Origin of the sequence: Bacillus sp. PS108 (assembly GCF_037963335.1) — a bacterium.
GTDB classification, from domain to species: domain Bacteria; phylum Bacillota; class Bacilli; order Bacillales; family Bacillaceae; genus Bacillus; species Bacillus subtilis.
The window spans coordinates 847,454-861,629 of record NZ_CP150155.1; the positions used below are offsets into that span (position 1 = coordinate 847,454).

Below are 14,176 nucleotides of genomic sequence, written 5' to 3' on the forward strand. Positions count from 1 at the left end.
CTAAAGCTTCGGATGATTCTCAAATTCCTTCAAATACGCACTGCGTTGGATGTCTGTAAACTGTCCGATCCAATTGCTTTTCGCCTCTTCACTCAAATGGGGAAGGATATAGCGTTCAACCGCTTCGAAAAACAACGGATTCGGAATGATGTTCCAAGTGGGAATGCGAATGGTCTTCTGATCAACGGTTTGGATCAATATATCTTCTTGGAAGATTCCTTTTAGACTAAATTTATGGCGGCTCATCTCAATTTTCTTGATATCAGTAAACGTAACAGACACTTTGTCAGTGAACAATTCTCCATTTTTTCCTGTCTTGATGCGGAAAATGGTATTTCCCCGCGGGGTGAAAGCCGGAAAGAAGATGATAAATAAATATAAACAAAACAAGGTGAACAGAAAGCCAGCAGGTATGGCTAATAGGTAATATTTCGTTTGAAACGTAATACCCATATAAAAGAGCCACAAACATGCTAATCCCATACCGGCAGATCCGACAAAAGCCCATATTCTCAGGAACATTTTGCTTTTGACTTCAATGATTTCTTGGTTTTTCAATGCTTTTCTCCTTTTGTTAATTCAATTCTTATCATTGTGAAATGATTTGATTTACAACATCCTTATGAGCAGGGAGGATAGAAAATTCATTCTGGGTGATGCCTGTGACAAGCCAAGTATGGTGGGCCCCCGGCAGGACAAATGCCATGTCAGCCACTTCAGGAGTGTTATCTTTGCCATATGCCAGACGCATAAGTGTATCCATTTTCCCTTTCCGCAAAGCCAAATCATTTGTAAATCGGGTAACGTCCTCTTGGTGGTCATGTTTTTCAAGGAACTCTTTTAGATATGAAGGGTTGTCTGAAGCGCCCTCCAAGAGTTTTTCAAATTCATTTGATGTCAATGTCACAATCGATTCTCTTTTATCCTCTGTATCTATTATATGTAAAAACTCATCTGTCTTAGCAAGTAACCCTTCACTTGATTCCATTTTTGTAATGCGATGGACTTGTTCATCAAAAAGGAGTTCGTGAGAGTAGGTGCCGAATTTTGATACATGGCAGGACACATTCTGTTCGGCGCCTTGCCCGTTAAATTTAGAAAGCTTCACTGTATAGTCAGCGTCGTTTAATACATGGATAAACGGACAGTACTCGTCCTTTAACCGATATTGATGGTTCCGATATTCCGCTGCATCCTTAGCTAAGAGTGAGCGGCAAGCTGCTTCGAACAAAGCGCCGAGCTGTTCATCTTCTATTTCCGGAAAATAGGCCTGCTTCAAGGCCATCCCCTGTTCAAAAAACCCTTCGCTGTAAAAGCAAAATAAGAGTTCTTCTATGCTAATTGTAAACTGCTTCATTGTTTATTCTCCTATCCAAATGAAAATTTCCCTTTAAGGAAATGGGTTGCGCCGTGTATGAGCGAATCCGCTGTTTTCTTTGCTTTTTCCATTCCTTTTTTCGCGCTGTCTATCCCTTTATGTATCGATTTATTCGCCGCATCTATGCCGTCATTCACTGATTTGACGACTTTGCCGGCTGATTCCAGCCCTTTTTTGGCTGTATCAACGACAGCATGGATCGGTTCTTTCAGCTTTAAGGCTGCTTTTTCGGCAAAACCGGCTGTATATTTGGCGATTTGTTCTCCGACGACTCCGCCAATGTATGAACCTGCTGCCCCAAGAAGGACAGTACCCACAGGTCCTGCAAAGCTTCCAATTGCACCGCCCACAACAGCACCAGCTGTGGCACCGCCGGCAACAAAAATCGTATTATTCACAGCATTCCCGACGGCCTTGGCGTTTTCACGCTTGAGAACTTCGGGTTTGTCCTGGTATTTTGCATAATTTTCAGCAATTTTCACGCCTGCTCCGAATGTTTCGGTCGCTCCGGTAATCAGTGTGGCGGTAATGGCATTTCCTTTCGCGAATCTCAAGCCCGTTTTTCCCACATCCTTCAAAGTGGAGCGTACGCCGGCTTCATTAAGAAATCCTTTTGTGTAGCTTCTGACGCTGTTTGAAAAATCCACCGTGTCCTGAGGAAAGTATTTTGTAAACTTTTTATGTACCAAATCTGAAAATGGACGGTTGGTCTTTTTTAACAAATATTTAGGATTCAAAAGCACTCTTGCCGCTTTTTGATAACGTGAGCTGTCAACGGCCCTAGAAATATCCAAGAGCAGTTTTGAGTGCTGGGCTGTATGCAAGCCGCTTGGCTGTTTCACAAATTTCGTAAGCCCTAATCCGTAATATTTTCCCTGCGTCAGCATAAGAGCGGTTAAGCTTGTCATCGTACCGTATTTGTCGTAGGCATTGTAGAGCTTTCGCAAAATATCATCTTGTTCCACAAATTTATCGCCCGTTTTTCTGATGAAAATCTCATTGTCACTCAGCTTGGTGACGAGCGCTTTTCCTGAGCTCCACGCATCGCCCACTCCGGAAAAACAGCTGCTGTAGCGGGGATCGCATTGCAAAATCATCTGCCCCAGCTCCACATGCAGGTCCTTATATTTGTTTTCCATATCAGTTAATTCAGTGACAACATCATTTGCAAGCTGTTCGAGCTTATCCGGATCAACTGCAATGTTTCCTGACACACCGTTCACCTCCCGAGTTTATGTCTTTCCTCTCTTGCTTTACGCTCCAGTTCTTCCATTCTGGCAATTTCAGCTTTTCGTTCTTCTATTTTGACAGCGGCAGCCTTCAGCTCTTGGCTTGTTTCAAGCAGCTCCTGTTCGAATTGATCGTAGGCGGCTTTCGTTTCCTCGAAATCCTGGTCAAACGAATCTCTTGATTTGCCCTGCCAAGCATCTCCCATTGCAGATAACCGGGATTCAAGCAGCATTTTGGAGCTTCTGACCTCTTCTGCGGCCGCACTGTACTTGTTTGCCAGCTCAATGACTTTATATGAGTCCAACTTTTGTCCCCTGCCTTTTCTAAATTCACGCACAATTGGATGTTTTATATAAATGATTATAAATAATTCGGCATGTATCCGAATCGTACAAAAGAACCTTTTCATAAGAATTGGAAGGGCGTATATTCACTTAAAATTCACAGTTGGTGAGACTTTAAGATTACAAAAAAGGTAAAAAAAACAAATCCCTCAGACATAAGGCAAATGAGAAATTTCCCGCTCTATGGGAAAAAACACTAAAGTTGATCAAATGACCTAAGTGCGCCAAACGTGTTACGGGACGGGCTATCTCATGGTATAAATGGAATTGTAAACGTTATCAAGGAGGTCGTCATATGAAGAAAAAATCATTCTCAATCGTAATAGCGGGCGGAGGGAGCACTTTCACTCCAGGGATCGTACTCATGCTCTTGGACCATTTGGAGGAGTTTCCGATCAGAAAGCTGAAGCTGTATGATAATGATAAGGAGAGACAGGATCGAATTGCAGGCGCCTGTGACGTTTTTATCAGAGAAAAAGCGCCGGATATTGAATTTGCAGCGACGACTGACCCGGAAGAAGCTTTTACAGATGTCGATTTTGTTATGGCGCACATCAGAGTAGGGAAATACGCGATGCGTGCGCTTGATGAGCAAATTCCGTTAAAGTACGGAGTTGTCGGCCAGGAGACGTGCGGGCCGGGCGGGATCGCATACGGTATGCGTTCGATCGGCGGTGTGCTTGAAATATTAGATTACATGGAAAAATACTCGCCTGATGCTTGGATGCTCAATTATTCCAATCCGGCGGCAATTGTGGCTGAAGCTACGAGACGCCTTAGACCGAATTCTAAAATTCTCAATATCTGTGATATGCCGGTTGGGATCGAAGACCGGATGGCGCAAATTCTTGGCTTATCCTCAAGAAAAGAAATGAAGGTCCGCTATTACGGATTAAATCACTTCGGCTGGTGGACATCAATTCAGGATCAAGAGGGCAACGATTTAATGCCGAAGCTGAAGGAGCATGTATCTCAATACGGCTATATTCCGAAAACAGAGGCTGAAGCGGTGGAAGCGAGCTGGAATGACACATTCGCCAAAGCGCGTGACGTACAGGCCGCAGATCCTGATACACTGCCGAATACGTATTTGCAATATTATTTGTTCCCGGATGATATGGTGAAAAAATCAAATCCGAATCATACGCGGGCAAATGAAGTGATGGAAGGGCGCGAAGCTTTTATTTTCAGCCAATGTGACATGATTACACGTGAGCAGTCCACAGAAAACAGCGAAATCAAAATCGATGACCACGCATCATATATCGTTGATCTTGCCCGGGCGATTGCCTACAACACAGGTGAAAGAATGCTGTTGATCGTTGAAAATAACGGCGCAATTGCGAACTTTGACCCGACTGCGATGGTCGAGGTCCCATGCATTGTCGGCTCAAATGGGCCTGAACCGATTACCGTCGGCACCATTCCACAATTCCAAAAAGGGCTTATGGAGCAGCAGGTATCCGTTGAGAAGCTGACTGTTGAAGCGTGGGCGGAGAAATCGTTCCAAAAGCTGTGGCAGGCGCTAATTTTGTCAAAAACAGTGCCGAACGCGCGTGTGGCAAGACTCATTCTCGAGGATTTAATGGAGGCCAACAAAGACTTCTGGCCTGAGCTTGATCAAAGCCCGACCCGTATATCATAACTGAAATTCCCCCATTTTCGAATCTTTAATTGTATATAATAGAAAGAAAATGGGGGGATCTGATATGCAGCTCGAAGAACTGATCAATCAGCACTACAGCAAATTGAATGACAACGATTTTCATATTTTAAAATATATATTGAATCATAAGCACACATGCTATCACCTTGGAATCGACGCGCTGGCCAAAGCTTGCAGTGTATCGCGTTCCTCAATTTTACGGCTTGCCCAAAAGCTCGGTTTCAGTGGCTACAGTGAATTTCGCGTCTTTTTAAAGTGGGAAGATCAGCCGGAAGAAGGCGAGAGTATGAGTTTTGAAAAGCTGCTTGATGATATTGAAGCAAATTTGAAGTTCTTAAGGACAAAGGACATGACGGACATGTGCCAGCTGATTGATGAAGCTGACCGCATTTTCGTCTACGGTTCTGGAAATGCGCAAAAGATATGCGCCCGCGACCTGCAAAGAATGTTTATTCCGCGCCATCGCTATCTTATTTTAATTGAAGACACAAATGAATTTAATCTGATGCGCGGGGATTTTAAAGTGAACGATCTGTTTATCATCATTTCTCTTTCCGGAGAAACACCGGAGCTGATTCCTCAGGCAAGAATGCTTTCTGCAAAGGGTATTCCCTTTATTTCCATTACGAATTTAAAAAACAATGTCCTCGCCCAGCTGACTCCGCATAATCTTTATGCGACAAGCAAACCTGTGACATTAAGCGATAAAACGGAAATTGTCGCTTTTGCACCGTTTTTTCTCGTTGGCGAAGCATTGTTCCGCGCATATGTTGATTACAAAGAGGCAGAAAAAAATGACAATGAGTAGCAGGGGGTTCTGGTATGATGCAAAAAATTCAGCGCTTTGGAAGCGCGATGTTTGTGCCTGTTTTATTATTCGCGTTCGCCGGCATTATCGTCGGTATCAGCACGCTCTTTAAAAATAAAACCCTCATGGGCCCGCTCGCCGATCCCGACGGTTTTTGGTATCAGTGCTGGTATATTATTGAGCAGGGCGGCTGGACTGTTTTTAACCAAATGCCGCTCTTATTCGCCATCGGCATCCCGGTTGCTTTGGCGAAGAAAGCTCAGGCACGCGCTTGTTTGGAAGCGCTTACTGTTTACCTGACATTCAACTATTTTGTCAGCGCAATATTGACGGTATGGGGAGGAGCATTTGGCGTCGACATGAATCAAGAGGTCGGCGGAACGAGCGGATTAACGATGATTGCGGGCATAAAAACGCTCGATACCAACATTATCGGAGCCATCTTTATTTCTTCGATTGTCGTCTTTTTGCATAATCGCTATTTTGATAAAAAACTGCCCGATTTTCTCGGCATCTTTCAAGGCTCAACATATATCGTGATGATTTCCTTCTTTATTATGATCCCAATTGCCTTGGCTGTGTCTTATATTTGGCCGATGGTTCAATCGGGAATCGGCTCGCTTCAAAGCTTCCTGGTTGCTTCTGGGGCGGTGGGCGTTTGGATATACACGTTTTTGGAACGGATTTTAATTCCGACCGGCCTTCATCACTTTATTTACACGCCGTTTATTTATGGCCCGGCTGTAGCGGAAGGCGGGATCGTCACGTATTGGGCACAGCATCTTGGCGAATATTCGCAAAGCGCCAAACCGCTGAAGGAGCTCTTTCCGCAAGGCGGATTCGCGCTTCACGGCAACTCGAAAATCTTCGGTATTCCGGGTATCGCCCTGGCTTTTTATGTGACAGCCAAAAAGGAAAAGAAAAAACTCGTCGCAGGGCTGCTGATTCCTGTCACACTGACAGCGATTGTCGCCGGTATTACAGAGCCGATTGAGTTTACGTTCTTATTCATTTCACCTTTCTTATTTGCGGTTCACGCCGTGCTTGCCGCCACAATGTCGACAGTTATGTATATGGCCGGCGTCGTCGGAAATATGGGGGGCGGACTGATCGAAGCGGTGACCTTGAACTGGATTCCGCTCTTTGGAAGCCACGGTATGACATATGTATATCAAATTTTGATCGGACTCTCGTTTACAGCAATTTATTTTTTCGTCTTCAGATTTTTAATCCTCAAATTCAATATCGCTACACCAGGACGGGAAAAGGATGAACAGCAGGAAACAAAGCTATATTCGAAAAAGGAATACAGAGAACGAAAAAACAAGGATGAAACGGCCTCCGCTGCTGAAACGGCTGATGACACCGCTTTTCTGTATATTGAAGCGCTGGGCGGAAAAGACAACATCACTGAAGTCACAAACTGCGCCACCCGCCTCAGAGTCAGTGTCAAGGATGAAACAAAGGTTGAACCCGACAGCGTATTCCGCGCGCTTGGCGCACACGGCGTTGTCAGGAACGGGAAGGCGTTTCAGGTAATTATCGGATTAAGCGTACCGCAGATGCGGGAGCGTGTGGAAAAAATATTGAATCAATAAAGACTGCCCTCCTTTTCGGGAGGGTTTTCGTTTGCCGTCAAAAAGACCGCCATAGTAAAGTAAAGAAAGAGACAATCGAGTAAAAAGGGGTTTGGAGGCTTTTACATGCAAAAGGCTTTGTCGTTTTTAAAACCATATTCATTGCTGGCGGGGATTGCTCTGATTCTTATGTTGACGGAGCTTGCAGTTGAACTGATGCAGCCTTTATTGATTGCAAAAATCATCGACGATGGGATATTGAAGCAAGATCTGCGGCATGTATGGATATGGGGCACGGTCATGATCGGGCTGACCGTGTTATCCTTTGCGGCGGGGATGCTGAATTCCTTTTATGCCGCCCATGTCAGCCAAAGCTTTTCCTATGATACGAGAAAAGGGCTTTTCCAAAAAATCCAGTCCTTCTCCTATTCCACATTTGGACAGTTTTCGTCCTCTTCTTATATTACAAGGCTGACAAACGACGTCACACAGGTTCAAAATATGATTTTTATGAGTTTGCGGTTTATGCTGCGGGCTCCCTTAATGATTGCAGGCGGCATTGTGCTGTCGCTTGCCGTTAATGTGAAACTCGGCTTTTTTCTGCTTGTGACCATTCCGATCCTGATCTTGTTTTTGCTATGGGTATTAAGGAAAGGCGGGGCACTGTTCCGCTCAGTGCAGAAAAGGCTGGATCAAGTGAACACCATCATGCAGGAAAATTTAATTGCAATCAAGCTGATCAAAGCGCTGCTTCGCGGCAGCCACGAAGTCAAACGATTTATCAAAGCCAACACAAGGCTGATGGAAAAAACGGTTTCGGCCTTTCAGCTTGTGGAATTCACGATGCCTGTACTGATGCTTTTGATGAATCTCTGCATCCTTTTGATTTTGTGGGCGGGGTCCTACAGTATTACGAGCGGAAGCACTCAGGTTGGCGATGTTGTTGCGATAATTAACTACGCAACACGAATTACAGGCGCGCTTTCGATGTTTCCGTTTTTGATTATGATTTTCACCCGGGCGAAGGCTTCAGGGGATAGAATCGGTGAGGTGCTTGAAACAGAAGGCGACGAGCGGGAGGAAGGCACCATATCTGATCGTTTGTCAGGACGGATTGAGTTTCAGCATGTATCCTTTCGCTATCCTGAAATGGACAGAGAAGCGCTCAGGAATGTCTCATTTTCCGCAAAGCCAAGAGAAACGATCGCGATTCTCGGTGCGACGGGCTCGGGCAAGTCCACGCTTTTTCAGCTCATTCCGCGGCTTTATCAGCCGGATTCAGGCCGCATTTACATAGATGAAAAGCCGGTTCAAGATATTCCGGCTGAAGGGCTGCGCAGGCAAATTGGATATGTACCGCAGGAAGTCCTCTTGTTTTCCGGCACAATCAAAGAAAATATCGCTTGGGGCAAAGAAAATGCTTCACTAGATGAAATAATGGATGCGGCCAAACATGCGCAAATTCATGAAACGATTTTGAAGCTCCCAAATGGATATGACACAGTTTTGGGGCAAAGAGGCGTCAACCTGTCCGGCGGCCAGAAACAGCGAATTTCCATTGCGCGGGCGCTGATTCGAAAACCGGCTATCCTTCTATTAGATGACAGCACAAGCGCACTTGATCTGCAAACGGAGGCGAAGCTGCTTGAAGCAATCAGCACATACCATTGCACAACTTTGATCATTACACAAAAAATAACCACGGCGATGAAAGCTGATCAGATTTTGCTGCTTGAGGACGGCGAACTGATTGAAAAAGGCACTCACAGTGAGCTGCTTTCTGAATCTCAGTTATACAAGCGCATTTACGAGTCACAATTCGGAAGGGAGGGGAGCGAGTCATGCTAAAAGACATCCGCAAGCCTTTCCAATATCCCAAACTGCCAATTGACAAAAAAGAAGGCGCGAAAAAGCGGGCGAAAGCAAAGGATACAAAGGGCACACTGAGACGAATCTGGTCTTACTTGGCTGAAAGAAAAGGACTGCTCATACTTGTCATGCTAATGGTTGTCATCAGTGCCATATTCGGGCTCCTTGGTCCCTTTGTGATCGGAAAGGCCATCGACCATTTTATCGTCGGGAAAACGGTCAGCGGCTTGATTCCTGTTTTGCTTCTTCTGCTCGCTATCTATATCATTCAGTCCCTGTCGCTTTGGTTTCAAAACTATTGGATGATTACGATCTCGCAGGGCACGGTTTTCAGAATGAGAAGCGAATTGTTCACCCATCTGCATGAGCTGCCGATTCCATTTTTTGATAAACAGCGGCACGGCGAGCTGATGAGCCGGGTGACGAATGACATCGAAAATGTCAGTTCTACCTTAAACACGTCAGTCATTCAAATTTTGTCAAGCATGATCACCTTTGTCGGGACGATTGCGGTGATGCTGTACATGAGCCCGCTCCTTACATTGATTACGCTGACCATTATTCCGGTGATGGCAGCGAGCCTGAAATGGATCACCAACCGAACGGGAAAGCTGTTTAAAGAACAGCAGAAAAACCTTGGTGATCTGAATGGGTATATTGAGGAATCTGTTTCAGGCGCAAAGGTCATCAAAGCATATTCACGTGAGAAGCAGATTACTGCTGAATTTCTCGAAAAAAACGCTGCACTCAAGACGTCGGGCTTTTGGGCGCAGACGATTTCCGGGTTTATCCCGAAGGTCATGAACTCTTTGAATAACTTAAGCTTTACAATGATAGCGGCAATCGGCGGTTTGTTTGCGCTGAAAGGCTGGATCTCGATCGGCTCCATCGTCGTCTTTGCCGAGTATTCAAGACAATTTACACGCCCTTTAAACGATCTGGCCAACCAGTTTAATACGATGCTGTCCGCAATCGCCGGCGCTGAACGGGTGTTTGACGTGCTTGATGAAAAAGAAGAGCGCGAGGATGAAAAGAACGCCGTGCATCAGCCCATCCAAACAGGCAGCATTGAATTCCGGGATGTGTCCTTCGGTTACGATAAAGGGCAGCAGACACTGAAGCATTTACAGTTTACCGTGCCTGCGGGGCAGTCCATCGCGTTTGTCGGACCGACGGGGGCGGGGAAGACAACCGTCACTAATCTTCTCGCCCGTTTTTACGAGCCTAACGAAGGAAAAATTTTAATCGACGGTACAGATATTAAAACCCTTACTAGAGCAAGCCTGAGAAAAAACATGGGGTTTGTTCTTCAGGATTCTTTCTTATTTCAGGGAACGATCAGAGAAAACATTCGCTACGGCAGGCTTGATGCTTCTGATCAGGAAGTCGAAGCCGCTGCAAAAACAGCGAATGCCCATAGTTTTATTGAAAGGCTGCCAAAAGGGTATGACACCGTGCTGACGCAAAACGGTTCGGGCATCAGTCAAGGACAGAAGCAGTTGATTTCTATAGCGAGGGCGGTGCTTGCTGATCCGGTTCTTCTCATTTTGGATGAAGCGACAAGCAACATTGATACCGTTACAGAAGCCAACATTCAAGAAGCGCTCGCCCGTTTAATGGAAGGAAGAACAAGCGTCATCATTGCCCACAGGCTGAACACCATTCAAAGAGCGGACCAGATTGTGGTGCTAAAAGACGGTGAAATGATTGAAAAAGGCAGCCATGATGAGCTGATTCGGCAAAAAGGATTTTACAGTGACTTATATGAAAGCCAATTTGAGAAATAGACCTTTGTCCTGCACAGAGGTCTTTTTTGTTACAGTTTTATAGTACTTTTATTTCATTTTCGTAAAATGTAACAAAATTACTTGACGTAAACAAGTTATGTATATATACTAGCTTACATTAAGTAAGTGATAACATTTATCAAGGAGGATAAAATGAATAAATCATTTGAAATTGGCACATTACTTTTAAGAGTTATTACAGGCATTATCTTTTTTGTTCACGGTTTATCAAAGTTTCAGGGAATGGAGGGCACCATCCAATTTTTCGGCAGCATAGGCCTTCCAAGCTTTATGGCGTATGTCATCGCAGCGATTGAACTCATTGGCGGAGTGCTTGTCTTCTTCGGATTGGCTACACGTATTGTCGGTGTACTGTTCGCTCTTACACTGATCGGCGCCATCATCACTGTTAAGCTGAAAGCGCCATTCATGGGCAATGCAGAATTTGATTACCTTCTGCTTTTGACATCCATTCACCTGGCGCTTACTGGAAGTCGATTCCTGGCGCTGGACCCATTTGTGTTTAAAGGAAAAAAGAACGAAAACGTTTCAGCATAAGAAAAGAGGCATGCAGCATGACCAGCATTCATGAGGATACACACATTGGCTATGCCAAACTCACAATTCGCAGTCTGGAGCGTTCGCTTCAGTTCTACTGTAACGTCATCGGTTTTCAAGTCTTAAAAAAGACGGATCGCCAAGCGGAATTAACGGCTGACGGGAAACGCGTACTGCTTATTCTTGAAGAAAATCCGAGCGCTGTCGTCTTGCCTGAACGGTCTGTGACAGGCCTTTATCACTTTGCGATTCTTCTTCCGGACAGGAAAGAACTTGGGATCGCGCTCGCCCGCCTGATTGAACACGGCATTGCTATCGGACATGGAGACCATGCTGTCAGCGAAGCGCTCTACCTGTCTGATCCTGACGGAAACGGCATTGAAATGTACGCTGACCGCCCCCGCAGCACGTGGCAGCGTGATCGGGAAGGAAACTATGTCATGACGACAACCGCTGTTGACATTGAGGGCCTTCTGGAAGAGGCAGGAGATGAGCGGAAAACATCGCTTCCGAACGATACAATCATCGGACACATTCATCTGCATGTCAGTGATTTGAAAGAAGCAAAGGCGTTTTATACAGATGTACTGGGCTTTGACATTGTCGGAAACTATGCGGGCATGTCCGCCCTCTTCGTTTCAGCCGGGGGGTACCACCATCATATCGGCTTAAACATTTGGGCGGGAAGAAATGCGCCGCCTAAACCGACAAATGCCAGCGGACTAGATTATTACACTGTTGTCCTGCCTCACCAAGTGGAGCTGGATTTGGTGGCAAACCGAGTCAAACATGCCGGGTATTCGATTGAAGAGACGGAAAACAGCTTTCGTGTGAAAGACCCTGTTTCCGGCGCCTATATTACATTTGTGATTTAACTGCAATCCCCTTGCCGAAATAACGGCAGGGGGATTTTTTATTTTCCAGAAACTCCTGTCAAAAATGCCCTGAGGCAGGTATGATAAGAAGGGAATTGGGTATCGGGAGTGATGAGCGTGAAAGCTCTTTTTTTTACGAGAATGTTCACCTTGATGGTGAGCTGTTTAATGTATCTGTCCATTGTGAAAGAGGATAACTGGTTTGGATATGTATTTATAGCAGCAGGTGCTGCCATGTATGCAGCCAATCATGTTTTGCTGACAAAAGAGACAAATGCCATCTGGTTCTGCCTGATTGATATTGCAATCGGCTTTTCGTTCGGATTTATCTTTCCCGGCACAGGTTTGTTCATTATTATGCTTTGTCCGGTTGCGGTCGCCTTTTTTCTGCGGGGGTTTCCTAAAAGAACAGCATGGTCTGTCTTATGTCTTTCCTCTATTTTATTTTTGACCGTCCTCATCCGTACATATGCGATGTTCGGCAATGAATTTGTCATTGATCATTTGACTAGCATGACATTCGTTGTCTTCTGCGGTGTCGTGGGCAAATTAATCCGCAAGCTGTTGGATGCGCAGGATACGGCAAAACAGCAGTTTCAGGAACTGACGGAGTCCCATCTGGCGCTGTCTGCTGCACATCAGGAGCTCCATTTATATGCGAAGCAGGTTGAAGAGCTGACTGCCATTTACGAGCGGAACAGAATGGCGCGGGAAATCCATGATACAGTGGGGCATAAAATGACGGCCCTTCTCGTCCAGCTGCAGCTTTTGCGTGAATGGCAAAAAAGAGACAGCCAAAAAGCGGATGAGACAGTAGGTGTCTGTGAAACACTTGCCCGTGAAGCGCTTGATGATGTCCGCTTATCAGTACGCACCCTGCAAACTGAAAACGATCCTTCGCTAATCGAATCGCTGAAACAGCTGACAGAGGACTTTTGCAAAAATGCAGGAGTCACAACAGAATTTGCGGTCAGCGGTGATCCTGCAATCATCCCGCTGTCTCTCCATCCGACCCTGATCAGAACGGTGCAGGAAGCACTGACCAATGCCAAACGGCACGGCGGCGCCGCAGCTTGTTCGATACAGCTTGCCTGCACAACGGACAGCATCAGCCTTGTCATTAAGGATGACGGCAAAGGCAATCCCGAGGCAGCACTTGGTTTTGGTCTCTTGAATATGAAAAAGCGGGCAGCGGAACATGGCGGAATGATCCGCTTTGAAAGCGAACAGGATCAAGGATTTACTGTGAATGCAGAATTTTCACTTGCCAATAAAAAATGGAGCTTCAGGCCCGTGCAGCAAAAGGAGAGTTTATCATGATTAAGATCATCATTACCGACGATCAGGATATCGTCAGAGAAGGGCTGGCATCCCTGCTCCAGCTCAGAGAAGAGCTCGATGTGATCGCAACAGCGCGAAACGGACAGGAAGCCTTCGAAAAGGCGAAAGAGCTGGAGCCGGATATCGTGTTAATGGACATCCGCATGCCGATTTCCAACGGGGTGGAGGGAACAAAATTAATCACAAGCTCGCTGCCCGGCGTAAAGGTTTTGATGCTGACAACCTTTAAGGATTCAGCGCTGATTGCTGAAGCGCTTGAAGAGGGAGCAAGCGGGTACCTGCTGAAGGATATGTCGGCAGATACGATTGTAAAATCGGTGATGACTGTTCATTCTGGCGGAATGGTGCTTCCGCCGGAATTGACTGCCCAAATGCTGAATGAATGGAAGCGTGAAAAACAGCTGAAAGGAATAAATGAGATAGAAAAACCTAACGAGCTGCTCGACCTGACCGAGCGCGAAATCGAAGTTCTGGCTGAGCTGGGGTACGGGCTGAATAACAAAGAAATTGCCGAAAAGCTTTACATTACAGAAGGCACAGTCAAAAACCACGTTTCAAATATTATCAGCAAGCTGGCTGTCAGGGACAGAACCCAAGCCGCCATTTACTCGGTCAGATATGGTGTATCTGTCTTTTGACATATGACGTTTTGCATATACGCTTCTCTGAAAAGGCCTTTTACAGGCCTTTTTTTCATGCCCTATGTTCTATCTGCCGCTACATGCCGCACGCCTTTCTTTCTT

13 protein-coding genes are annotated in these 14,176 nt (G+C 45.7%); 9 read left to right on the plus strand and 4 right to left on the minus strand.

Going from position 1 to position 14,176, the window contains the following annotated elements:
- Genes NSQ16_RS04300 through NSQ16_RS04315 form a run of 4 tightly spaced genes read right to left on the minus strand, consistent with a single transcriptional unit; the run spans position 1 to position 2,912 of the window.
- The gene (locus NSQ16_RS04300; protein ID WP_230488075.1) at positions 1–558 is read right to left on the minus strand and encodes a YfjD family protein; all 558 of its coding nucleotides are present in this window, start codon (positions 556–558) and stop codon (positions 1–3) included.
- A 31-nt stretch (positions 559–589) separates the two neighbouring features.
- Complete coding sequence (locus NSQ16_RS04305; protein WP_024571964.1) at positions 590–1,357, minus strand: hypothetical protein; 768 nt, start codon at positions 1,355–1,357, stop codon at positions 590–592.
- Positions 1,358–1,368: 11 nt separating this feature from the next.
- A complete protein-coding gene (locus NSQ16_RS04310; RefSeq protein WP_153255813.1) occupies positions 1,369–2,592 on the minus strand; it encodes a hypothetical protein in 1,224 nt (407 codons plus the stop codon).
- Between the two features lie 5 nt (positions 2,593–2,597).
- Positions 2,598–2,912, minus strand: a complete 315-nt coding sequence (locus NSQ16_RS04315; protein ID WP_072175498.1) for a WXG100 family type VII secretion target — start codon at positions 2,910–2,912, stop codon at positions 2,598–2,600.
- 335 nt (positions 2,913–3,247) lie between these two features.
- Here NSQ16_RS04315 and glvA point away from each other — a divergent pair, with 335 nt between their 5' ends.
- From glvA to lnrK, 9 genes are all read left to right on the plus strand, one after another.
- Complete coding sequence (gene glvA, locus NSQ16_RS04320) at positions 3,248–4,597, plus strand: maltose-6'-phosphate glucosidase (RefSeq protein ID WP_014476180.1); 1,350 nt, start codon at positions 3,248–3,250, stop codon at positions 4,595–4,597.
- Positions 4,598–4,661: 64 nt separating this feature from the next.
- Entirely contained in the window at positions 4,662–5,426 is a 765-nt protein-coding gene (glvR, locus tag NSQ16_RS04325) for a MurR/RpiR family transcriptional regulator GlvR (protein WP_014476181.1), read from the plus strand.
- A gap of 14 nt (positions 5,427–5,440) precedes the next feature.
- Complete coding sequence (gene malP, locus NSQ16_RS04330; protein ID WP_003233606.1) at positions 5,441–7,024, plus strand: PTS maltose transporter subunit IIBC; 1,584 nt, start codon at positions 5,441–5,443, stop codon at positions 7,022–7,024.
- A 105-nt stretch (positions 7,025–7,129) separates the two neighbouring features.
- A complete protein-coding gene (locus tag NSQ16_RS04335) occupies positions 7,130–8,851 on the plus strand; it encodes an ABC transporter ATP-binding protein (protein ID WP_089172489.1) in 1,722 nt (573 codons plus the stop codon).
- Complete coding sequence (locus tag NSQ16_RS04340; RefSeq protein ID WP_327837953.1) at positions 8,845–10,659, plus strand: ABC transporter ATP-binding protein; 1,815 nt, start codon at positions 8,845–8,847, stop codon at positions 10,657–10,659. The genes NSQ16_RS04335 and NSQ16_RS04340 overlap by 7 nt, the downstream gene beginning before the upstream one ends.
- A 153-nt stretch (positions 10,660–10,812) precedes the next feature.
- A complete protein-coding gene (catD, locus tag NSQ16_RS04345) occupies positions 10,813–11,217 on the plus strand; it encodes a DoxX family oxidoreductase CatD (RefSeq protein WP_015252533.1) in 405 nt (134 codons plus the stop codon).
- A 17-nt stretch (positions 11,218–11,234) separates the two neighbouring features.
- On the plus strand, positions 11,235–12,092 hold the full coding sequence (gene catE / locus NSQ16_RS04350) for a catechol 2,3-dioxygenase (protein WP_173614002.1): 858 nt from the start codon (positions 11,235–11,237) through the stop codon (positions 12,090–12,092).
- Positions 12,093–12,209: 117 nt separating this feature from the next.
- Positions 12,210–13,412: a two-component system sensor histidine kinase LnrJ gene (gene lnrJ, locus NSQ16_RS04355; RefSeq protein WP_072175501.1), complete on the plus strand. Its 1,203-nt coding sequence runs from the start codon at positions 12,210–12,212 to the stop codon at positions 13,410–13,412.
- Positions 13,409–14,071 carry a two-component system response regulator LnrK gene (gene lnrK / locus NSQ16_RS04360; RefSeq protein ID WP_327837949.1) on the plus strand — a complete coding sequence of 221 codons (663 nt, stop codon included), beginning with the start codon at positions 13,409–13,411 and terminating at the stop codon, positions 14,069–14,071. The genes lnrJ and lnrK overlap by 4 nt, the downstream gene beginning before the upstream one ends.
- Positions 14,072–14,176 lie beyond the last annotated feature (105 nt).